Raw genomic sequence first — 20,147 nt, forward strand, 5'->3', positions numbered from 1 at the left:
GCCTCCAAGGACTCCGCGGGTCGGCGCGAGCGGGTCGTGCGATGGTGGCCATCCCGATCGCGCTGATCGTGGCGGTCGCCGTGGTCGACGTCCTGGCGCCGCCCGACATTCACCTGGGTCCTCTGCTGGTCGCGGCCCCGGCGATCACCGCCTCGTTCGGCGGCCCGTGGATGACGGGTCTGGTCGCCACACTCGCGGTGGTGGCCCAGGCGGTCATCGCCGTCATCCGCGATCGTGACGAGCTGTTCTCGGCGAACCACCAGGCACAGATCATGGCCCTCATCCTCGTCGGATCGAGCCTCGTGGTCTTCTGCGTGGTGCGGGAGCGCCGCGCCCGCGAGATGACACAGGTGCGGTACGTGGCCGAGATGGCCCAGCGGGTCGTCCTGCGGCCGCTGCCCAAGGAGATCGGACCGCTGCGCGTCGCCTCCCTCTACCTCGCCGCCGAGGCCGAGGCGCAGATCGGCGGTGATCTGTACGCGGCCGTCCGTACCGGCTCCGGCACCCGGCTGATCGTCGGCGACGTGCGGGGCAAGGGCATGACCGCCGTCGATGACGCCGCTCTGCTGCTCGGCGCGTTCCGGGCCGCCGCGCACCGCCAGGCGAGCCTCACGGAACTGGTGGCCTTCCTTGACGCGAGCGTGCGCTGGGACGTGGCAACGGACCTGGCCGAACCCGGTGAGACGGACGAGTCCGAGGAAACCTTCATCACCGCCACCGTCCTGGAGATCCCCGACCACGACGGCAGGATCGACATGATCGACTGCGGGCATCCACCGCCGGTCGTGCTGCGCGACGGCCGGGCCATGACGCTGGACGCCGATCAGCCGGCGCCTCCGCTGGGCCTGGGCGAGCTGGTGCACGGCGGCCATCACGTCGACACGTTCAAGTTCGAGGAGGGCGACCTCCTGCTGCTGTACACGGACGGCGTCAGCGAGGCCCGCGACGCCGGCGGCACCTTCTATCCGCTCACCGAGCGCATCGCGGGCTTGACCGAGACCGACCCCGAGGCGTTTCTCCGCCGCCTCCGGCGTGATCTGCTGCACCACGTCGGCGGACGCCTTGGCGACGACGCCGCCCTGATCGCCATCGAGCGCCCCCGCGCGGCGCACGCCTGAGGCGTGGGCGTCCCCGGCCCGGTCGCACGACGGCATTGACCCCCCGGCGGTGCGGCAGTAGAGCTGGTCGGACGAGGAACTGCCTTCGAGGGGGTGCTCGATGGGGACGGAGAACGCATCCGGAACGGGCTCGCAGCGGGATCCCGCCGAGTTCGGCGCCGATCCGCGGGGAGCCATCGGCGACGAACCGGTGAGCCACCGGGCCGAGGGGTTCCAGGCCCCGGATCCGGCGCTGCCGCACGGCGAGGCATGGCACGCGCCGGGCGTCGCGCCCGCCGCTTCGGACGTGGAACCGGAGGGATGAGACCGTGGGCCTGACGATCAGCAACCGCTACCGGACGCGTGTGTACATCGCCATCGGATTCCCCGACGACACCTGCCGGTTCAACACGGGTCCGCACATCATGGGGTGGTGGGGCATCGACCCCGGGCGCTCCGCGCTCGTGTACGCCAACGACGTGAACAAGTACGGCCGCATGTGGTTCTACGTCGCCGAAGCCGTGAACAACGGCCCGGTCTGGGCCGGGCAGCACGTCACGCAGGTCCCGGACCAGGCGTTCAACCGGTGCTGGTCGCCCGGCGTCTCGGGCGGGCATCCGCGAGGATTCCGGGAGCTCGACGTCGGCGACAACGAGACCTTCACGCTCAACCTCACGGGCTAGGGCCCCCGCGGCGGCGAGCGCGGCGCCGGGCGTTCCCCGCTCAGCCGGCGGTGCGCAGGCGCCGCACCGCCTCGGGTGCGGTGTAGGTGCTCAGCCCTTCGGCGAGCTGCTTCTCCAACGCCGCCGCTGAGCGGTCGAAGTAGTCGGCGCGCACGCCCGCGTCCCGTGACGCCTGCGCCATGTTGCGCGCGCCGGCCAGCACCACGTCGAGGCCCTGGACGACGACCGGCTCCCCGTCCGAGTCCACATCGGCGGCGAACGCGGGCATCAGCTGCGCCATGTTCGTCAGCCACGGCACCAGGAGTTCGGTGAAGCCGGCCGCGCTGCCCTCCTCGTGCGAGGTGGCCATGGCCACGGAGTGGAAGAAGCCGTCGAACATCAAGTCCATCGCACTGAGCAGCGCCAGGTCGTACAGCGCGGCGATGCCCGCGTCGGCGCCCAGGTACTTGGCCGCACCCAACGCCTCGAAGGTCTCCCGGTGCGCGTCGAAGTGCTCCTGCTGACCGCTGTAGAGGACGAACGCCTGCGGGGTCGCCACTGTCGACGGGATCGCCATGATCCCGCCGTCCAGGTACGCCACGCCGTGGTCGGTCGCCCAGGCCTCCGCCGTCCGGGCCTGGGCGGGTGTGCCGTTGGTGAGATTGACGAGCGTCCGGCCGTGCAGGGCATCGGCGACCGGCCGCAGCACCGCGTCGGACACGTCGTGGTCCAGCAGGCAGACAAGGATCAGCGGACTGGCGAGAACCGCTTCCTCGACCGTCCGGGCGCGCACGGCGCCGCGTGCCACCAGGTCGTCGGCCTTCGCGGCGCTGCGGTTCCACACCGTCGTGCGGTGTCCCGCCGTGACCAGGGCGTCGGCCAGGGCCCGCCCCATCTCGCCGAGCCCGATGACGGTGACTGCCGGGTTGCTCACAGATACTCCTGAAGATGTGTGGGTGGTCAGATGTGTTCCTTCACCTTCGGTCGGGCCGGTTCGCCCCACAAGTACGCACAAAAAGGTGGGTAGTTACCTTGAGGTAAGTCAGGGAGAGGGCAAGCTCCGGATCCCGGTTGACCACCCTGGATGGGACGCCCTAGGTTCGGTGAACGCGTCTTCACCAGCGCTTTCCTTACCACGGGGGTCTCTCAGGAATGGTTCGTGCACCAGACGTTTCGCAGCACCTCGCGACGCAGGAATCGGAGCAGCCCGACCCGCTCTCCGAACTGCCGCAGGACGCCGCCCTCTACGTCGCGTTGCCGCTCGACGGCGCCGAACAGGAACGGCTCCGTGCCGTCGTTCAGGGACCGGTGTGGTTCGCCGATGCGGACTCCGGCTCTCCCGATGACGCGCGGGCCCTCGCCACCTCCCACATCGCCCTCGGCAACCCCCGCCCGGAGTGGGTGGCCGAGGCGCCCCGGCTGCGCTGGCTGCAGCTCGCGTCGGTCGGCATCGACGACTACCTCGGCCTCGACTGGCCGGCGCTCGAACGGCGCCTGACCGTCACCAACTTGGGCGGCCTCTTCGCCGACCCCGTCGCCGAGACCTGCCTCGCCGGCATCCTCGCGCTCTACCGCGGCATCGACGTCCTGGCCGGACTGCGGGCCGACGAGTCCTGGGCACGCCACGACGTACGGCCAGGCCTTCGCCTGCTCGGCGGCGCCGACGTCCTCATCCTGGGCCGGGGTTCGATCGCCCGGCGCCTCGCGGAACTCCTCGCCCCGTTCGGCTGCACGGTGTCGCACTTCGCCCGCAGTGACGGCGACCTGCGCACCCGCGGGGAACTCGACGCCCGGCTCCCCGAGTTCGACATCGTCGTCGGGCTCCTTCCGGGTACGGAGCAGACCGCCGGCCTCTTCGACGAGCGGCGCATCGGCCTGCTGCGCCCCGGCGCGGTCTTCGTGAACGCCGGCCGAGGCACCCTCGCCGACGAGGAAGCGCTGGTCGCCGCCCTCGCCGCCGGGCGCCTCGGCGGCGCGGTCCTCGACGTCACCCGCGAAGAGCCGCTCCCCGCCGGGCACCCCCTGTGGAGCTGTCCGAACGTGATCCTCACCCAGCACACCGCGGGCGGCTCGCGCGTCGAGACCCAGCAGGTACTCGACGTGTTCGCGGACAACTGGCGACGCCTTACCACCGGAGCGCCGCTCCTCAACACCGTCCGGTGGGGCCGGGGTTTCTGAAGTCGCCGTCGCGGGACCGGTGTTCAGAGGAAGTGGAAGCCCGGCCGCGGGTGCATGAGGAAGTCGTGGTGCGAGATGTTCCACGCGTACGCACCCGCGAGGGCGAACACCACCCGGTCGCCCGCCCGCAGACCGGGCGCCGGAACCCGCCGTGCGAGGACGTCCTTGGGCGTGCACAGCTGGCCCGCGAACGTCACCCGGTCCTGCCGCGCCTCGGACCGGGGCCAGGGGTGCGGCCACGGCGCGCCCACCGGCAGCACCGCGCAGGGCTGATCGTGGCCCTTGGCCGCGGGGGTGCGCAGATGATGGGTGCCGCCGCGCACCACCGCGAATTCCTCGCCGTGGCTCCGCTTCACGTCGAGGACCTCGGTGGCGTACCAGCCGCAGTACGCGGTCAGCGCGCGCCCCGGCTCGATGCGCAGCGTCAACTCGGGGTGCGCCGCGCAGAGTTCGGCTAGGCCTTGGCCGTAGCCCGCCCAGTCGAAGCGCGCCTCGGGATCGGCGTAGTCCACGCCCATTCCGCCGCCGACGTTGACCTCGGTGAACCGGATGCCGTGCCGTCGCGCGAGCGCCTGCGACCAGGCGACGACCGACCCGGCCACCGCGAGCTGCTGCGGCGCGTCGAGCCCGCTGGCCAAGTGGGCGTGCACGCCGACCAGTTGGAGGTGGGAGGCGTCGCCTGTGGTGAAGGCGGCCACCGCCTCGTCCGCCTCCGTCGGGTCCAGACCGAAGGGCGTGGGGCGTCCGCCCATCGCCAGTGAACTGCCCGCGAGTGCCTCGGAGTCCAGCGGAAGGTTGAACCGGAGCAGGACGTCGACGCGGGCCTCAGGGGCCACGCGGGCGGTCAGCGCGGCGAGCATCCGCAGTTCGTACGCGCTCTCCACATGGAAGCGCCGCACACCGAGGTCAAGGGCCGCGGCGATCTCGTCCGGGGTCTTGCCGGGGCCGCCGAAGGCCAGCGGGCGTCCGGCCACCGCCTTGGCGACATGGGCGAGTTCGCCGCCCGACGAGACCTCGTACCCGTCGACGTACGGCGGGAGCGCGGCCAGGATCTCCGGCTCGGGATTGGCCTTGGCGGCGTAGTAGAGCTCCACCTGCGGGGGCAGCGCCGCGCGTACGGCTGCGGCATGGGCGCTCAGCGCCGCCAAGTCGTAGAGATAGGCGGGCAGTTCCCCGGCGGCGAGGGAGAGGGCATGGTCACGTACGACCGAAGGGGGAGTGGTCATCCGGCGGCGCTCCAGGTGACGTCGGGGCGGGTACCCAGGTCCCGCACATGCTCGGTGAGCGGAAAGGGAGAGGTGAGGCGGACATAGCCCGCGTCCCGGTCGGCCTTGCGCTCCCAGCGGGTGAGCAGATTGGCCTTGGCGGGCAGCGGCACTCCGGCGAGCAGTGCGCTCAGGCGCGGCGGGCAGCCGTGGGCGGCGGCGAACTCCCGCAGGGTGGCGCGTACTTGGGACCAGAGGGCGGGCTCGGTGTGCGGGTGCAGGTCGGCGAGCGCGGCGAGCAGCTCGGCGACATGGTTGACCAGGAGGCAGTAGACGACGCGGTCCCAGCCGCGCTGCGCGTCGTACGTCATCGGGCCCGCGACCTCGGGCGGCAGCGCCGCCAGGGTGTCCGCGTGCAGCTCGGGCACCAGCTTGGTGCCCTCCAGATCACGGAAGAGCACCTGGGCGGGCATGCCTTCGTCGTCGACGCAGACGAGGACGTTCTGCAGATGCGGTTCGAGCACCAGGCCGTGGTCGAAGTACGCGGCGAGCACGGGCGGCAGCAGGAGCCGCAGGTAGGACTGCCACCACCGCAGGGCACGCTCGGGACCCGCGCCGTCCAGGAGGCGGGAGATGTGTCCCGGCCCCGTCGGATACTCGTCCGCCACCGCCCCGGCGAGCAGCGGAGTCGTCCCCGGAAGCAGCCGTCCGGCGAGCCCCTCGCGGACGATCACCCCGAAGCCTTCCAGGAGGGCGAGGTCGGGGTGCCCGTCCGGGCCCGGCAGCGCGAGGCTGCGGTAGGCGGGCTCGCGGAGCACGGCGCTGCCGGGGAAGCGGACGGCCAGGTCGTCCAGGGCGCCTTCCAGTACGCGGGTGAGCGCGACGGCGCCCGACAGTTCGTAACTGGCGTTCTTGCGCAGGCAGTTGGTGATGCGGACGTTGAGGCTGAACTTGAGGAAGGTGTCACCGTCGTACAGCGTGCGCACCGAAGCGGTGGCCGCGAAAGGGGAGTGGCCGGTCCCCAGGTCGACGACGTCCGCGCGGTCGATGGCGGCGCGCAGCCCCGGGTGGTCCCGCAGCAGGTCGTACTGCCAGGGGTGCACGGGAAGCAGCCGGTAGCCGTCCGGCACGTCGCCGAGGCGGTCCAGGGGAGCGGTGGCGTCCGGCCGCGCCGTCTCCTCGGCGACGAGATGCTCCCGCACGGCGAGGTGGCGCAGCGGGAAGGCGGCCGCGGTCTCGGGAGCGTACGCCGCCCAGTCGGACAGATCGCCGCCGCGGGCCTTGGGCGTGGGGTGGAAGCGGTGGCCGAACAGCAGGGACCGCTCGGAGGCGAGGTAGCCCGCAAGCCACTTCGGGGTCTGGTCGGTGACGGGGGCGGACGCCGGGCGTTCGGCGGCGATCGCGGCGCTGACCCCCTCATGGCTGGAGGCGATCTGCTCGAGGAACTCCTCGTTGCTCACGCCCGTCCGCAGGAACAGCTCGGCGTGCGTGTACTCGGCGAGGCGCCGCCAGTCCACGTCCACCCAGCGGCCGTCGCGCTGCTCGGTCACCGGTCCGGTGAAGCGGTGGGCGCCGAGCAGCGAGGCACGGCGCAGCGCGACGCGCAGCAGGACCCCGCGCCGGGGCAGCCGGAGCAGGAGGTTGCCGTCGACCACGGCGGTCTGGTGCTCGGGGCCCGAGACCTCGCGCAGCAGACAGTTGAGCAGGGTGTGCGTCACGGCCTGGTCGGCGCCGGGCAGGCCGGTGGGCGCGGCACCGGCGAGCGGGGCCGCGGACGGATCGGGCGACGTCGCGGCCTTGGCGGACGCGTCGGGCGACGCGCAGGACTGGGCGGGGAACGTGCCGGTCGGCAAGGACATCAACGACTCCAGCGGATGCGGACTAGCGGCGGAACGTGGCGGGAAAGGCGGCGGCGACCAGGGCCACCAGGGCGATCGCGGTACCGGTCAGGGCCGGCGCGGACGGGCCGAACAGACTGCTGACGGCCACCGCGGCGAGGCCGGCGGCGACCGCGCCGCCTTTGGAGACGAGCTCGAGCGAGCCGAACATCCCGCCGGGCGGACGCCCTTTGGCGCAGTCGGCGGCCAGCACGGACAGGCTGACCAGGCCCAGCGTGAGGCCGGCGCCGAGCAGCAGCCGCACGCCGACGAAGGCGGGCAGCGAACCGGCGGCGCCGTGCCCGGCGAGACCGAGCGCCACCAGGGCGAAACCGGTCGCGATCCCCGGCCCCGGGCGGCGCTCGACGACCTGGTGCACCCGCATCGCGAACAGCAGATAGCACAGGTGCGGCAGGGCGAAGAGCGCGCCGGAGACGACCGGGGAGACGCCGGGTATTCGGTCCTCGATCAGCGAGATCAGATAGGGGAAGGAGATGACGGTCGAGAAGACGAAGGCGAACTCGAAGCAGTACAGCGCCGCCAGCGGGGCGAGCGGGCCGGTGCCGCCCGGCTCCCCCTCCGCGGCGGCCTCGGGCGCCCGGGGGCCGGGCTCCGGAAGCAGGGCGAGCATCAGCGCGGCGGTCAGCGGCAGGACGGCGAGCAGCGCGTACTGGCGGTGCGGCGAGATCCACGGCGTCAGAGAGCCCACGGCGATCGGTGCGAACACCAGCGCCGCACGGGCCGCGCCCTGCATCAGCGTGAGCGCCTTGGAAAGATGCGCCCCGCTGAGCGCGGCCGCCAGATAGCCGTTGGACGCGGCGAAGGTGCCGCCGAGGATGCCCTGAAGCACCAGCGCCGCGGCGAACGCGCTGAGGGAGTCCGCCCAGCCCGCCAGCAGAAACGAGACGGCCAGGCCCAGTTGGGCCCGCAGCAGCAGCCGTTTTCGCCCGAAGCGGTCGGCGGCGCGGCCCCACAGGGGGGCGCCGAGCGCGCCGAAGACGGTCGGTACGACATACAGGAGTCCCGCCCAGCGGGCGGTCGTGTCGCCGAGCCCCGGCAGGATCTCGGTCAGATACGGGGGAAGCCCGAGCGCGGCGAACGACGCCACGAAGTAGCAGGCCGCGACGGCGTGCACCTGCCGGCGCCCGAACTCCGCCCCCACCGTCGGCCCGTCCGAGAGCGGGTGCGGGGATGAAGCGGTGGCCGTCACGAAGTCCCCGTCCGCAGCAGGTAGTTGGGTCCTGTCGTGTAGTGCTTGTTGATGTCGGCGGCCCCGGAGCGCTCCTTGCTGAGCAGGGTCCCGGCGGTGACCATCGCCTTGACCGGAAGCTCCGGCGCGTCCAGGACGTGGGCGCGCAGCAGGGCGCCGGGTTCGCCGGGGCCCGTGCCGAGCCGCTCGGCCGCTTCCGCGAGCCGGTCGCGCACCAGGCGAAGGAGTCGCTCCAGCGGGGCGTGCCCGTGCCGGGCGAGCCCGAAGGCGTACGAGCCCGCGCAGAGGTGGACGGTGATGGTGGTGAACAGATCGAGCACGGGACGGTCCCCGTCGACGAAGATGCGCACGTCGTCGAACTCCCCCGGATCGGGCGCCTGTTCGCCCATCACGGACCGCAGGCGTGCGTGGTGGACACGCGGCCCGTCGTTGTCCTTGAGGAGCAGCCGTAGCCGAGGCCCACCAGCCGATGCGTCGATGACCAGTGAGATGTTCTGCTGGTGCGATTCGAGGGCGATCCCGTACGCGAAGAGCGTGGTCTGCCAGTCGAAGAGGAGGGCGAACACGGCATCGAGGAGGGCGAGGGGGTCGCCGCCGTAGAACCGCTCGGCGAGCCGGTCGATCAGCAGCGGGCCGCCGGGTGCCGGACACAGGAGCGCGGCCATCGGCACGACGACGGCGTCGTCGAGTCCGGACGGGAAGCGGCGCACGAGCACGGCGAGCAGTTCGTGCCCGGCGTGGGCGTACCGCGTCTCGTCGGCGTGCAGGACCGCGCCCTGGAAGCGGGGCTCGCGGGCGATGACGGCCTCGACGAGCCGCTGGCCCGCCGCGCCGTCGACCAGGGTGCCCGGTTTGATGGTGCGACGGTTGCGCAGCCCCAACGTGGCGGTGGCGAGCGGCAGTTTGAGATGCCGCGCCGGATCCGCCGTGAGGGCCACGGTCCGCATGGACAGCGTCGGTACGACCTCGGGTCCTGGTCCGGCGAGGAGCTTCGCCCGTCCTTCGAGCCCCGCCTCCCGCAGCGCCTGCCGCAGTGGTTCGCCCACGGTCAAGGGATGCACGGGAAAGACGGCATGGCTCCCTTCGAGATCCGGCGCGCCCGCTTCGGCAGGGGACAGCCACGGGTTGTCGGTGCCGCCACCCACGGTGATGTCCTCGCACGGCAGGGCCAGCTGTCGCAACGTAAAACGGGGCCCGAATTCAGGGGCGTACGACCGGAGTTGGCCGACGGAGAGCCCGGAACGGCCCCGCGAGGTCGGATACACGGGGTGGTCCGAGCGCGCGGCGAGTGTGTCGAACCCGAGGCCGCCCGCGAGCCCCGTCCAGGCGGCGGGATCACCGCCGTACCGTTCGACGAGCGCGGTGTCGATCTCGTCGCCGGTCTCGGCGTGCAGCCGCAGGGCGTCGAGAGCCTGCCCGCACTCCTCGGCGAAGGCCGCGAACCCGGCACGGTCGACGGGCTCGGCGAGCTCGCCGAGCGCGCCGGTGATCGACTCCGCGTCGTCGAGCGCGATGCCGTCGGACTCGCGCAGAAGCAGCGGGAGCCGGGCGGCGTACGCACTCTGGAAGCCGTCCTCGTGGACCGCCATCAGCAGGGCGTCACCGGCGCCGTGCCCGAGGCGCAGCCACTCCCCGTCCGCGCGCCGCACGGGCTCGCTCCGGGTCCGCCACCCCACCACGTCCTCCCGGAGGAGCGCGCTCAGGACGCGCAGCAGGAGTTCGGCCTCGACCCCGGCGACCGGCGCGAGGCCCGTGGGGCGCGTCACGGGGTGATCTCCCAGCGCTGCGCGGCGATGAAATCGGCGACGGCCCGGTCCACGGTGTTCTGGTCGGTGCCGATGGCCCGTACGACGCCGAGGAGGTCACGGTTGGTGCCCTGGATCTCGTGCCGCTCGCCGATCCCGCGCAGCGGACGGTATGTCAGGCGCACCCCGTCCAGGTCGATGTCGGTCGCCTCGGGGGCCGACGTCAGCGTCCCGGACCGCTGGGCGCAGGGATAGTCGAGGACCGCCCGGCCGTCGGTCCGCGCGCCGAGATCAGCGGGGAGCGGCTCGCCCAGATGCGTACGGAGGATGTGCTCGAAGAGCGGTATGCCCAGCAGCTGCGCGAGAAGCAGATCGCACTGGTCACCGATGGCGCGGTAGTTGACCTCGATGAGCCGCGCCCGGCCGTCCGCGACCACGAACTCGGTGTGGCAGGCGCCGAACCCCACGCCCAGTGCGTCCAGTTGGGCGAGCACCTGGGCGACCACCGGCTCCGGATGCGCGGGCTCGAAGGCGAGCCGCTCCTCGATGAAGTACGGCGGTGGCGACAGCCGCGTCCGGAAGCCGCCGAGGACATGGCGCCGCAGGCCGTCGCCGAGCGTCTCCAGGGTGCACAGCTCCCCGGCGAGGAACTCCTCGACGACGATCGCCATGTCGGGGCGCCGGGCCTGGATCTCCGCGCACCGCTTCAGGAGCTGCGCCGGCTCCTCGACGAGGACGACGTCCTCGCTCGCCACTCCCTCACGGGGCTTGACCACGCAGGGGTAGGGCACGTCGAGGGCGGCGAGTCCGGCCGGATCCTGCCCGGCGGCGAGCTCCGTCGACCACACCGCGTCGACGCCCGCGGCGGTGAGATGGCGGCGCATCTGCGCCTTGTCCTTGGCGCGCAGCGTCACCCGCCAGTCCTTGCCGGGCAGCCCGAAGTACTCGGCGGCCAGGGCGGTCTGGGTCTGGAGGTGGTCGCTGTTGCTGAAGATCGCGTCGGGGGAGTGATGCGTCGAGATCCGGCTGACGACGGCGCGGAAGTCGCGTACGTCGCACTCCAGGATCTCCAGGTCCGGGTGCCCGCTCCGATGGGAGCCGGGCTGATCGGTGAGGAGCGTGATGTCGAGACCGAGCCGGCGAGCGGCGGGCAGGAAGCCTTCGGTGACCGAGTCGGTGGGGTTGCGGGCAAGGACGTACAGCCGCATGGGCGAGTCCACTTCCGGGTGTGCACGGAGACGCGTGGCGTGAGCGGGGGGAGTAAGAGCAAAGAGAAAGCGGGGGGGAGGGAAAGAGAAGAGGGGCGGGCCGTTCGCGGGCCCGCCCCGTGGCGCGTGCCTGCCTACTTCTTGGGCAGTTCGGCGCCGGTGGCCTTCGCGACGTCCTCAAGGACGTGCTCCGCGGCCTGGACGCCGATGCCCGACATCCACGTCTCGTCCGGGACGGTGAAGACCTTGTCCTGCTTGACGGCCTTCAGGTCCTTCCAGACGGGGTTGGACGTGACGTCCTTCTGCTGGGTCTTGTCCGGATCGTCGGCGACAGTCACGAAGATCAGGTCGGCCTCGGCCTTGTCGATCTGCTCGGGGCTGACGTCGAGCATCGGCTTCTCGGGGTCGGCCGAGTTCTGCGAGGCCGGGCGGGTCAGGCCGATGTCGTCGAGCACGATGCCGCTGTACGAGGACTTCTGGTAGAGCCGGGTCGGGCCCGCGACGAACCGGACGACCGAGGCCGACGGCATCTTGCCCTTGTACTTCTTCTTGATGGACTCGCCGAGGGCCTTGGCGTGCGCCTCGTAGTCCGCCATCGCGGTGGCGGCCTGCTTCTCCTTGCCGAGCGCCTTGGCGTGGACCTTCAGGTTCTCCTTCCAGGGAGCACCGGTGGTCTCGGTGAAGACGGTCGGGGCGATGGCCTTGAGCTTGTCGTAGACCTTCTCGTGCCGGACCTTGGAGGACAGGATCAGATCGGGCTTGAGGGAGGCGATCAGCTCCAGGTTCGGCTCCTCCATCGGGCCGACGTCCTTCACCCCGCCGATCTTGTCCTTGAGGTACGAGGGGAAGCCGCCCGCGGTCTTGAAGTGCGGGGAGACCGCGCCGACCGGCTTGATGCCGAGCAGCGTGACGTCGTCGAGCTCGCCGGTGTCCAGGACGACGACCTTCTGCGGGGCGGCGGGAATCTCCGTGCTGCCCATCGCGTGCTTGATGGTGCGCGGGAAACCGGCGTCGGCGGCGGCGTCCGCCTTGCCCTTGTCGTCCTTCTCGGAGTCACCGCCGCACGCGGCGAGGGTGCCGGTGCCGAGGACGACGGTGAGCAGGACGGCACTGAGCCTGCGCAGACCGCGCGGGACGGTTCTGGTGTTCATGAGGGTGGTTTTTCCTTGCTGTGAGCGGAGATGGGGACGGGACGTAAGGGGCGGTGGGGCGCCGGAGCGGGTGATCAGGCGGGGACGGCCGGATCCCCCGACGTGTGACGGGCGGCCCTGCCCTTCGGAACGACCAGCGGGGTGCCGGTCTCCGGGTCGGGGATGACCCGGCAGTCGACGTCGAACACGTCCTTGACGAGGTCGGCGTCGAGTACGTCGGCGGGCTTGCCCGCGGCGGCCAGTTGCCCGTCCTTGAGGACGACCAGATGGTCCGCGTACCGGGCGGCCTGCCCGAGGTCGTGCAGCACCATCACCACGGTGCGGCCCGCCTCGGCGTGCAGATCGGCCACCAGATCGAGTACGTCGAGCTGGTGCCGCAGATCGAGGAAGGTGGTCGGCTCGTCGAGGAGAAGCAGTTCGGTGTCTTGCGCCAGGGCCAGGGCGATCCAGGCGCGCTGGCGCTGGCCGCCGGAGAGCCGGTCCACCGACTGGTCGCGCAGCCCGGCGGTGCCGGTGCGCTCCAAGGCCGCGTCCACCGCCGCCTGGTCGGCCTTGGACCAGGGGCTGAGGAAGGTCTGGTGCGGGTAGCGGCCCAGGCGTACGAGCGCTTCGACGGTGATGGCGTCGGGCGTGACCGGCTGCTGCGGCAGCAGGCCCATCCGGCGGGCAAGGGCACGCGCCGACATGCGGTGGATGTCCGCGCCGTCCAGGGCCACGCTGCCGCCGGCCGGGGCGAGCAGGCGGGCGAGGCCCCTGAGCAGCGTCGACTTGCCGCAGGCGTTGGGGCCGACGATGGCGGTGACGGCGCCGCCGGGCAGCGTCACGTCGAGACCGCCGACGACGACCTTCTCGCCGTAGCGCAGGTCGAGCCCGTGCGTGGAGAGCTGGTTGGCGGGGGACGCGCCGGCGGGGGACTTCTGCGTGGACGTCTGGGTGGGGCTCATGCGGCACTCCGGTTGACGGGCCTGCTCTGGCGGATCATCAGGACTAGGAGCCAGGGGGCGCCGAGCGTCGCGGTGACGACACCGACCGGAAGCCCGGACACCGGCAGCAGGTGCTGCACGAGCAGGTCCGACGCGAGCAGCAGGACGGCGCCCGCGAGACCGGTCAGCGCGAGCGTCCCCGGCGTCGGCGGGCCCGCGACGAACCGCACCAGATGCGGCACCGCGAGTGCGACGAACGCCACGGGGCCGGTGAGCGCGGCGGCAAGCGAGGCCAGGACGACGGCGGTGACCAGGAGTTGGAGCCGCGCGGCGGAGGGGTTCAGGCCGAGCCCGCCCGCCGACTCGTCGCCCAGGTCCAGGACGGCGAGGCGCCGCTGCAGGGCGAACGCGGCGAGCAGCGCGAGCGCCACCGCACCTCCCGCTGCGCCGACTTCGGTCCAGGTGCGCCCGTAGAGGGAGCCGGTGGTCCACTGCAGTGCGGAGCTCGCGAGCTCGGCGGGGAAGCGGACGACCATGAGGTTCACCGCGGCGGCCAGACCCGCCTGGACGGCGAGGCCGACGAGCACGAGCCGCGTGACGGTGAGCCCCGAGCGCCAGCCGAACACCCCGAGCAGCAGCGCGGCGAGCAACCCGCCGCCGAGCGCGGCCACCGGGATCAGCATCTGCGACGCCCCGGTGGCGAGCAGCACCACGGCACCGAAGGAGGCACCGCCGGTCACGCCCATCACGTCGGGCGACGCCAGGGGGTTGCGGAACACGCGTTGCAGCAGCGACCCGGCGATGCCGAGCCCGACACCGGCGATGACCGCGGCGGTCATCCGGGGCGCCCGGAAGTCCTGTACGACGAGGACGTCGCCGGGGTCGCCGAGACCGACCAGGCCGCGCAGCGCGACGGAGGCGGAAAGAGGAATCTGCCCGGTCGTCAGGGCGAGCGTGACCAGGACGAAGAGGAGGGCGACGGCGCAGAGGGCGAGCAGCGCGACGCGGCGGCGCTGCCGGGCGCGCGCCCCGGTCGGCGCGGCCTTGACCTCACGTACGGCGAGGACGGTCATCGGGCCACCTTCCGGGCGAGGACCGCGAGGAGCGGTGCGCCGAGGAAGGCGCTGACGATGCCGACCTCCAGTTCGGAGGGGCGCACGACGACCCGGCCGAGCACATCGGCGGCCAGGAGCAGCAGGGGCCCTGCGATCAGACAGCCCGGTACGAGCAGCCGGTGGTCGGAGCCGACCGCGAGCCGCACCAGGTGCGGGGCGGCCAGCCCGATGAAGGCCACGGGCCCGGCGATCGCGACCGCCGAACCGGCGAGCAGCACGACCGCGATCCCGCCGGTCACCCGGATCCTGGCCACCGGCACGCCGAGCGCCTGCGCCGAGTCGTCGCCCAGGGCGAGGGCGTTGAGGGCGGGCGAGATCGCGAGGGCCACGACCAGGCCGATGACGAGGGTGGGAAGCACCGGCCAGAGCACGTCGAGGGTGCGCCCGGAAAGGGACCCCGCGAGCCAGAAGCGGGCCTCGTCCAGGGTGCGTTCGCTGGCCAGCATCACGGCCTGGGTCCAGGACAGGAGCACCATCTGCAGCACCACGCCGCCGAGGGCGAGCCGCACCGGGTCGAGATCGCCGGCGCGGCGGGCCAGGAGCTGGGCGAGCATCCCGGCCCCGGCGGCTCCGGCGAAGGCGAACCAGAGGTACTCGATGGGCTGGGTGAGATGGAGGGTGTAGATGGCGACGACCACCGCGAAGCCCGCGCCCGCGTTGATGCCGAGGGTGGTCGGCGAGGCGAGCGGGTTGCGGGTGATGCCCTGGGCGACCGCTCCCGCCACGCCGAGTGCGGCGCCGACGGCGAGCGCCACGACGGTGCGCGGCAGCCGCAGCCCCGTGACCACGATCGCGTCCCGCCCCTGGGCGTCGCCGAAGAGGGCGTCGGCCACCGTGGACAGCGGCACCGGGCGTGACCCCAGGGCCAGGCTCAGCGCGGCGCACAGCACCAACGCGCCGAATCCGGCGAGGAGTAGGGGGATCCGCCGTGCGGAGAGACCACCCGATGGGGTGGCCTGATCGATCTTGGACACGAGGGAGGAGTTTAGGTTAGGCATACCTAAAGCTGTCAACCGGCTGTGAGTGAAGCGTTACGTGTGGCGGTGACGGTGTGCGGCGCGCCCTCCCGAAGAGGCGCGACGGCGAGAAATAAGGTAAGCCTTACTTGTTCGCGGTGGACGCTCCGCCGACGGACGACCGATCAACCTGCCCTGCCCTCCGAGGAGTACGAGTGCCGCTGACCGTGGCCCCGGCGATGGCGCCGACCGCCACCGCCCTGAGCCCCGCCGCCCTGCTTGCCGCGACCTACCAGAGGCTCGCCGCGCGGTGCGAGACGCTTGCCGTCACGGTCGCGAAACCCGGCTTCCCCGCGCGTCAAGGGTGGCTCACCGGTGCGGAGTTGGCGGAGCGGCAGGACGCCCTGGCGGCGTTCGTCGAGGCCGAGGCCGCCCGCATCCGGGCCGGCCACGACCACACGCCCCGGCCGGACGTCGCCGCGTCCCGCGCGCTGCACGGCTATCTCTGGTCCGTCTCGCTGCTGATGAGCGGCGCGTGGTACCTGGAACGGCGCGTGCCGCGCATCCGGCCCGCCGACGTCCGGGTCGACCTGACGACCGGCGACTTCGAAGTCGTCCCCGGCTCCTTCGCCTGCTTCCCAGACGACCCGGCCGCCGGACTCCCCGGCGTCCGGGTGCTGCCGGACGAGGAGTCACTGCGCACCGAACTGCGCGCGGCGGTGGTCGCGCACATGCGGCCGCTGCTCGACGCGATCGGACCCCAACTACGCCGCGGGCCACGGGCGTTGTGGGGCATGGCGGGCGACGATCTGATCTCCGGGATCTGGTACCTGGGCCGGATGCTCGGCCAGGAGGAGGAGTCGCTGCGGGCCGTCGACGCGCTGCTTCCCGGACCCGTCGAGCCCTTCCCCGGCGGCGCCGCCTTCCGGCATCTGACGACCCGGGACGGGGCGCGCCACCCGACCCGGACACGCCTGGGCTGCTGCCTCTACTACACGATCCCGGCCGCCGACGCGTGCGGAACCTGCCCCCGCGTCTGCGACGCCGAACGGCTGCGCAGGCTGGAGGCGGAGCGCGCCGGTGCCTGAAGGGGCCTGACCGCGGCGCCACCTGCGCCGCGCGCCGCTGCGCCGATGCCTCCGCCCGCCGTAGCATCGCGCCGACGCCCACGACAGGAGCCGCCCATGTCCCGGTCCACGAAGGCGCCCTCCGGGCCGTTCGCGGTGCCCGTCATCGACATCACGCCGTACGTGGCGGACGGCGGCCCGGAGGCCGAACGCGCCCGCGTGGCACGGGAGATCGACGACGCCTGCGCCCGCGTCGGCTTCATCCAGATCCTCGGCCACGGCATCCCCGACGCGGTCCTGGACGGCCTGACCGGCGCCGTGGACGGCTTCTTCGCCCTGCCTCTGCCGGCGAAGAAGGCGTACCGGGTCACCGGGGCGAACCGCGGCTACAGCCCGCCCCAGAGTGAATCGCTCAGCCTGAGCCTCGGCGTCGAGTCGGCGGCGCGCATGAACGACTTCTTCGAAGCGTTCAACATCGGCACGGAAGCCCGTTCGTTCCCCGGACTCGACCTCTCCGAGGACGACTACGGACTCAACGTCTGGCCCGCCGAGGTCCCCGGCTTCGAACCGGCGGTGCGGGCCTACTTCGAGCAGGCGGGCCGGGTGGCCCGCACCCTCACCCGGATCTTCGCCGACGCCCTGGGGGAGCGGCCGGACTTCTTCGAGCCGCTCACCGACCACTCCATCGACGTACTGCGCATGAACAACTACGCGCTGCCGGAAGGGACCGCCGCCCTCGACGGCGACCTGATCGGCATGAGTGAGCACACCGACTTCGGCCTGGTCACCGTGTTGTGGGCGGACCAGGTCGCCGGGCTGCAGGTGCTCGGTACCGACGAGGTCTGGCACGACGTGACCCCCGTCGACGGCGCGCTCCTGGTCAACCTCGGCGACCTCACCGCCAGGCTCACCAACGACCGCTGGATGTCCACGCTGCACCGCGTCAAACCGCCGACCGTCGACGGCGGCATCGTCCGGCGGCGCTCCGCCGCGTACTTCCACGACGGCAACGTCGACGCGGTCATCGCCACCCTGCCCGGCCATCTGGACGCCGCCGACGAACTGGCCTACGAACCGATCCTCGTACGCGACCACATCAAGGCGAAGCTGGCGGGCTCCCGGCAGGGCAAGGCGAACGTGGCGGCCGTCCGGGAGGCGGCGCGGGTGCTCGCCGCGGCCGAACGGGAGGGCCGGGCCTGAACCGCCGCTCGTGTCAGGCCTGTTCGTGGGCGGCGCGGATCGCCTCCACGGCCTGCACGATGTTCGCCTCGGCGGTCGCCTTGTCGATGCCGAGGCCCGCGAGCGTGCCCGATCCGTCCTCCGCCTCGAGGAGCGCGAGCAGCAGGTGCTCGGTGCCGATGTGGTTGTGGCCGAGGCGCAGGGCCTCACGGAAGGTCAGTTCGAGGACCTTTCGCGCGGGCGCGTCGTACGGGATGAGGTCGGGCACCTCGCCGACCGCGGGCGGCAGGGCGTCGGTGATCCTCTCGCGTACGACATCGAGGTCCACGCCCTGCGCGACGATCGCCTTCGCTGCGAGCGCGTCCGCTTCGGTGAGCAGGCCGAGGGTGAGATGACCTGCCGGGTGACTCCCCTGCTCTTGCCGATGTCCGTCCAGGAGGCGCCCGAGCGCCGGGCCTGGTCCACGAAGTGGCCGATGAGATGGTCCGCGACGTCGCCGAGGTGATCCGCGGCGATGTGACCGTTCAACCCCGAGTTGACACTTCCGGCTGCTCCGCCTACTCCGCCCAAGGGGAGTTCCGGATCACCTCGACGAAGTCGCCGCGGGTGTGGCCCGGGACGAAGTGGGCGAGGACATCGGCCTTCACATTGCCGAAGGCGGTCTCCGGCTTGGGCGCGACGCCCTCGGCGAACGCCTCCAGGATGCGCCGCTTGAAGTCGGGGCGCGGGTGCAGCGCGGTGATCGCGGCACGGTCCTCGGCCGTCAGGTCGTCGTAGCCGATGCCCAGGACGTCGTACTCGACGCCGGCGGTGACCAGCGCGACCTCCGGCTCCATGAACTCGGGGACGCCCGGCGTCGTGTGGAGGGCGATGGCCGTCCACACCCGGCGCACGCCGTCCTCGGGGACACCGTGGCTCCGCAGGAAGCGCCGCGCCTCGTCGGCGCCGTCCACCTCGAAGCGGCGGCCGCTGCCGTGGAACCGCTCGGCCAGGCCCAGGTCGTGGAACATCGCCCCGATGTAGAGCAGTTCAGGATCAAAGCTCAGCCCGCGTCGAGCGCCCCGCAGGCTGCCGAACCAGAAGACTCGGCGGGAGTGGTGGTAGAGCAGCTCGCCCGTCGTGTCCCGCACCAGCTCGGTGGCCGCGGCGGCGAGCGCGGTGTCGGGGACGGAGACCCCGGCGGCGGTGGAGGTGTCGGTCATGGTGTGACTCCTGTCGTCGGCGGTGGGCCGGACGCCGGGTGACCTCGGCGTTCGGTGGGTCCAGCCTGTCCGCGGCGCACATCCCACGGCCATGTCTCTGCGGACAGGTACCCCACACATCTGGACACGCTCTCCCGCTACCGTGGACCCGTGCCCAAGCAGCCGGACCGACCTCGCCCCCACCACGTGTACGTCCTCGCCTTCGACGGCGTACGCCTGCTCGACGTCGCCGCACCGCTGGAGGTCTTCACCACCGCAGCCCGCTACACCGGAGGCGGCTATGCGGTGCGGGTCTGCACCCCCGACGGGCAGGACGTCACGACGTCGACCGGACTGCGGATCGCGGCCGACCTGCCGGCGGCCGGTGTACGCCGCGCGGACACCCTGATCGTGCCGGGCCACGCCGAACGCGTCACGTTCGCCGGACGGGCCGAACTCGTCGAGCTGGTGGGTCAACTGGCCGACGCCGCCGGGCGGTTGGCCTCCGTGTGCACGGGAGCGTTCGCGCTCGCGGCCGCGGGCCTCCTGCGCGGGCGCCGGGCCACGACGCACTGGGAGCACGCGGCGCGACTCGCCCGGCTGTACCCGGACACCGACGTGACGGCGGACGCCATCTACGTCCAGGACGGCCCGGTCTTCACCTCGGCCGGGGTCAGCGCGGGCATCGACGTCTGCCTGGCCCTGGTCGAGCAGGACCACGGTCCCGACCTCGCCCGCCGGGTCGCCCGTGACCTCGTCGTCTTCCTGCAACGGCCGGGCGGGCAGTCCCAGTTCTCCGCCGCATCGCGCACCCCGGCGACCGGCCACCCGGTGCTCCGCCCGCTCCTGGACGCGATCGCGGCCGACCCGGCGGCCGACCACCGGCTCGCCGCCCTGGCCGCGAAGGCCGCGGTCAGCCCCCGCCACCTGACCCGCCTCTTCAAGCGGCAGCTCGGCACCACCCCGGCCGCGTACGTGGAGTCCCTCCGCTTCGAGGCCGCCCGCATGCTCCTCGAACGCGGCGCCGCTGTCACGGACGCGGCCGAGCGCAGCGGCCTCGGCAGCGACGAGACGCTGCGCAGGGCCTTCGCCCGGCACCTGGGGACGACACCGTCCGCGTACGCGGCGCGCTTTCGCACGACGGCGGTCAGAGCGTGATGGGGGTGGGTTCCTCGGGGGTGTCGGCGGCCAGATCCTCGGGGGCGGGTCCGTTGTGGCTGGTCGCGCAGTTCCCCGCGCCCCTTCGTGGCGCCTCCGCCCAGCGCACCGCCGGCCCCATCGCAAGACCGGCGACGAGGAAGACGCCTCCCAGGAGCAGCCATCCGGGGACGCCCCACATCTTGTGGATCGAGGTGATCAGGAGCGGGCCGAGCGTTGTGGAGAAGGGGTCTTC

The 20,147-nt window shown here is 72.5% G+C and carries 18 protein-coding genes and 2 pseudogenes; 7 read left to right on the plus strand and 13 right to left on the minus strand.

The annotated features are described in order from the left end of the window. The first annotated feature begins 41 nt into the window (after positions 1–41). The 3 genes from ACFWY6_RS13920 (at position 42) to ACFWY6_RS13930 (ending at position 1,780) form a co-directional block, all read left to right on the plus strand. Positions 42–1,118, plus strand: a complete 1,077-nt coding sequence (locus tag ACFWY6_RS13920; protein ID WP_384689054.1) for a PP2C family protein-serine/threonine phosphatase — start codon at positions 42–44, stop codon at positions 1,116–1,118. A 100-nt stretch (positions 1,119–1,218) separates the two neighbouring features. After that, positions 1,219–1,422 (plus strand): hypothetical protein, encoded by a 204-nt coding sequence (locus ACFWY6_RS13925; RefSeq protein WP_361813974.1) that lies wholly within the window; start codon positions 1,219–1,221, stop codon positions 1,420–1,422. A 4-nt stretch (positions 1,423–1,426) separates the two neighbouring features. Further along, entirely contained in the window at positions 1,427–1,780 is a 354-nt protein-coding gene (locus ACFWY6_RS13930) for a DUF1036 domain-containing protein (protein ID WP_384689058.1), read from the plus strand. A gap of 40 nt (positions 1,781–1,820) precedes the next feature. On the opposite strand, the gene ACFWY6_RS13935 is transcribed toward ACFWY6_RS13930, so the two are convergent. Continuing rightward, positions 1,821–2,693, minus strand: coding sequence for an NAD(P)-dependent oxidoreductase (locus ACFWY6_RS13935; RefSeq protein WP_384689061.1), 873 nt, complete (start codon positions 2,691–2,693; stop codon positions 1,821–1,823). Positions 2,694–2,911: 218 nt separating this feature from the next. Between ACFWY6_RS13935 and ACFWY6_RS13940 the strand changes: the two genes are divergently transcribed. Beyond that, on the plus strand, positions 2,912–3,937 hold the full coding sequence (locus ACFWY6_RS13940) for a D-2-hydroxyacid dehydrogenase (protein ID WP_384689064.1): 1,026 nt from the start codon (positions 2,912–2,914) through the stop codon (positions 3,935–3,937). A gap of 23 nt (positions 3,938–3,960) precedes the next feature. On the opposite strand, the gene ACFWY6_RS13945 is transcribed toward ACFWY6_RS13940, so the two are convergent. From ACFWY6_RS13945 to ACFWY6_RS13985, 9 genes are all read right to left on the minus strand, one after another. Further along, positions 3,961–5,163, minus strand: coding sequence for a type III PLP-dependent enzyme (locus ACFWY6_RS13945; RefSeq protein ID WP_384689067.1), 1,203 nt, complete (start codon positions 5,161–5,163; stop codon positions 3,961–3,963). Further along, positions 5,160–7,001 carry an IucA/IucC family protein gene (locus ACFWY6_RS13950; RefSeq protein WP_384689070.1) on the minus strand — a complete coding sequence of 614 codons (1,842 nt, stop codon included), beginning with the start codon at positions 6,999–7,001 and terminating at the stop codon, positions 5,160–5,162. Before ACFWY6_RS13950 ends, ACFWY6_RS13945 begins: the two co-directional genes overlap by 4 nt. Positions 7,002–7,023: 22 nt before the next feature. Beyond that, the gene (locus tag ACFWY6_RS13955) at positions 7,024–8,229 is read right to left on the minus strand and encodes an MFS transporter (protein ID WP_384689072.1); all 1,206 of its coding nucleotides are present in this window, start codon (positions 8,227–8,229) and stop codon (positions 7,024–7,026) included. Next, positions 8,226–9,995, minus strand: coding sequence for an IucA/IucC family protein (locus ACFWY6_RS13960; protein WP_384689075.1), 1,770 nt, complete (start codon positions 9,993–9,995; stop codon positions 8,226–8,228). The genes ACFWY6_RS13955 and ACFWY6_RS13960 overlap by 4 nt, the downstream gene beginning before the upstream one ends. Further along, positions 9,992–11,182: an acetyl-CoA carboxylase biotin carboxylase subunit family protein gene (locus ACFWY6_RS13965; RefSeq protein WP_384689099.1), complete on the minus strand. Its 1,191-nt coding sequence runs from the start codon at positions 11,180–11,182 to the stop codon at positions 9,992–9,994. The genes ACFWY6_RS13960 and ACFWY6_RS13965 overlap by 4 nt, the downstream gene beginning before the upstream one ends. 134 nt (positions 11,183–11,316) lie before the next feature. After that, a complete protein-coding gene (locus tag ACFWY6_RS13970) occupies positions 11,317–12,333 on the minus strand; it encodes an ABC transporter substrate-binding protein (RefSeq protein ID WP_384689076.1) in 1,017 nt (338 codons plus the stop codon). Positions 12,334–12,407: 74 nt separating this feature from the next. Then, positions 12,408–13,277, minus strand: a complete 870-nt coding sequence (locus tag ACFWY6_RS13975; RefSeq protein WP_384689079.1) for an ABC transporter ATP-binding protein — start codon at positions 13,275–13,277, stop codon at positions 12,408–12,410. Beyond that, the gene (locus ACFWY6_RS13980) at positions 13,274–14,329 is read right to left on the minus strand and encodes a FecCD family ABC transporter permease (protein ID WP_384689082.1); all 1,056 of its coding nucleotides are present in this window, start codon (positions 14,327–14,329) and stop codon (positions 13,274–13,276) included. Before ACFWY6_RS13980 ends, ACFWY6_RS13975 begins: the two co-directional genes overlap by 4 nt. Beyond that, positions 14,326–15,345 carry a FecCD family ABC transporter permease gene (locus ACFWY6_RS13985; RefSeq protein WP_384689084.1) on the minus strand — a complete coding sequence of 340 codons (1,020 nt, stop codon included), beginning with the start codon at positions 15,343–15,345 and terminating at the stop codon, positions 14,326–14,328. The genes ACFWY6_RS13980 and ACFWY6_RS13985 overlap by 4 nt, the downstream gene beginning before the upstream one ends. A gap of 203 nt (positions 15,346–15,548) precedes the next feature. Between ACFWY6_RS13985 and ACFWY6_RS13990 the strand changes: the two genes are divergently transcribed. Together ACFWY6_RS13990 and ACFWY6_RS13995 are read left to right on the plus strand one after the other, a co-directional pair. Further along, complete coding sequence (locus tag ACFWY6_RS13990; RefSeq protein WP_384689102.1) at positions 15,549–16,415, plus strand: (2Fe-2S)-binding protein; 867 nt, start codon at positions 15,549–15,551, stop codon at positions 16,413–16,415. Between the two features lie 96 nt (positions 16,416–16,511). Next, positions 16,512–17,594, plus strand: coding sequence for an isopenicillin N synthase family dioxygenase (locus ACFWY6_RS13995; protein ID WP_384689086.1), 1,083 nt, complete (start codon positions 16,512–16,514; stop codon positions 17,592–17,594). Between the two features lie 13 nt (positions 17,595–17,607). Here ACFWY6_RS13995 and ACFWY6_RS14000 read toward each other — a convergent pair. Both ACFWY6_RS14000 and ACFWY6_RS14005 read right to left on the minus strand, forming a co-directional pair. Continuing rightward, a pseudogene (locus ACFWY6_RS14000) lies at positions 17,608–18,089 on the minus strand (Clp protease N-terminal domain-containing protein); the annotation flags it as partial. Between the two features lie 41 nt (positions 18,090–18,130). Further along, the gene (locus ACFWY6_RS14005; RefSeq protein WP_384689089.1) at positions 18,131–18,775 is read right to left on the minus strand and encodes an HD domain-containing protein; all 645 of its coding nucleotides are present in this window, start codon (positions 18,773–18,775) and stop codon (positions 18,131–18,133) included. A gap of 150 nt (positions 18,776–18,925) precedes the next feature. Here ACFWY6_RS14005 and ACFWY6_RS14010 point away from each other — a divergent pair, with 150 nt between their 5' ends. Then, positions 18,926–19,912 (plus strand): GlxA family transcriptional regulator, encoded by a 987-nt coding sequence (locus ACFWY6_RS14010; protein ID WP_384689091.1) that lies wholly within the window; start codon positions 18,926–18,928, stop codon positions 19,910–19,912. Here the strand turns inward: ACFWY6_RS14010 and ACFWY6_RS14015 are convergent. Beyond that, positions 19,902–20,147, minus strand: a pseudogene (locus tag ACFWY6_RS14015) (hypothetical protein); the annotation flags it as partial. The gene ACFWY6_RS14010 and the pseudogene ACFWY6_RS14015 sit on opposite strands and share 11 nt — an antisense overlap.

The sequence above is a fragment of the Streptomyces sp. NPDC059037 genome (assembly GCF_042740015.1).
In the GTDB taxonomy this organism is placed as follows: Bacteria; Actinomycetota; Actinomycetes; order Streptomycetales; family Streptomycetaceae; genus Streptomyces.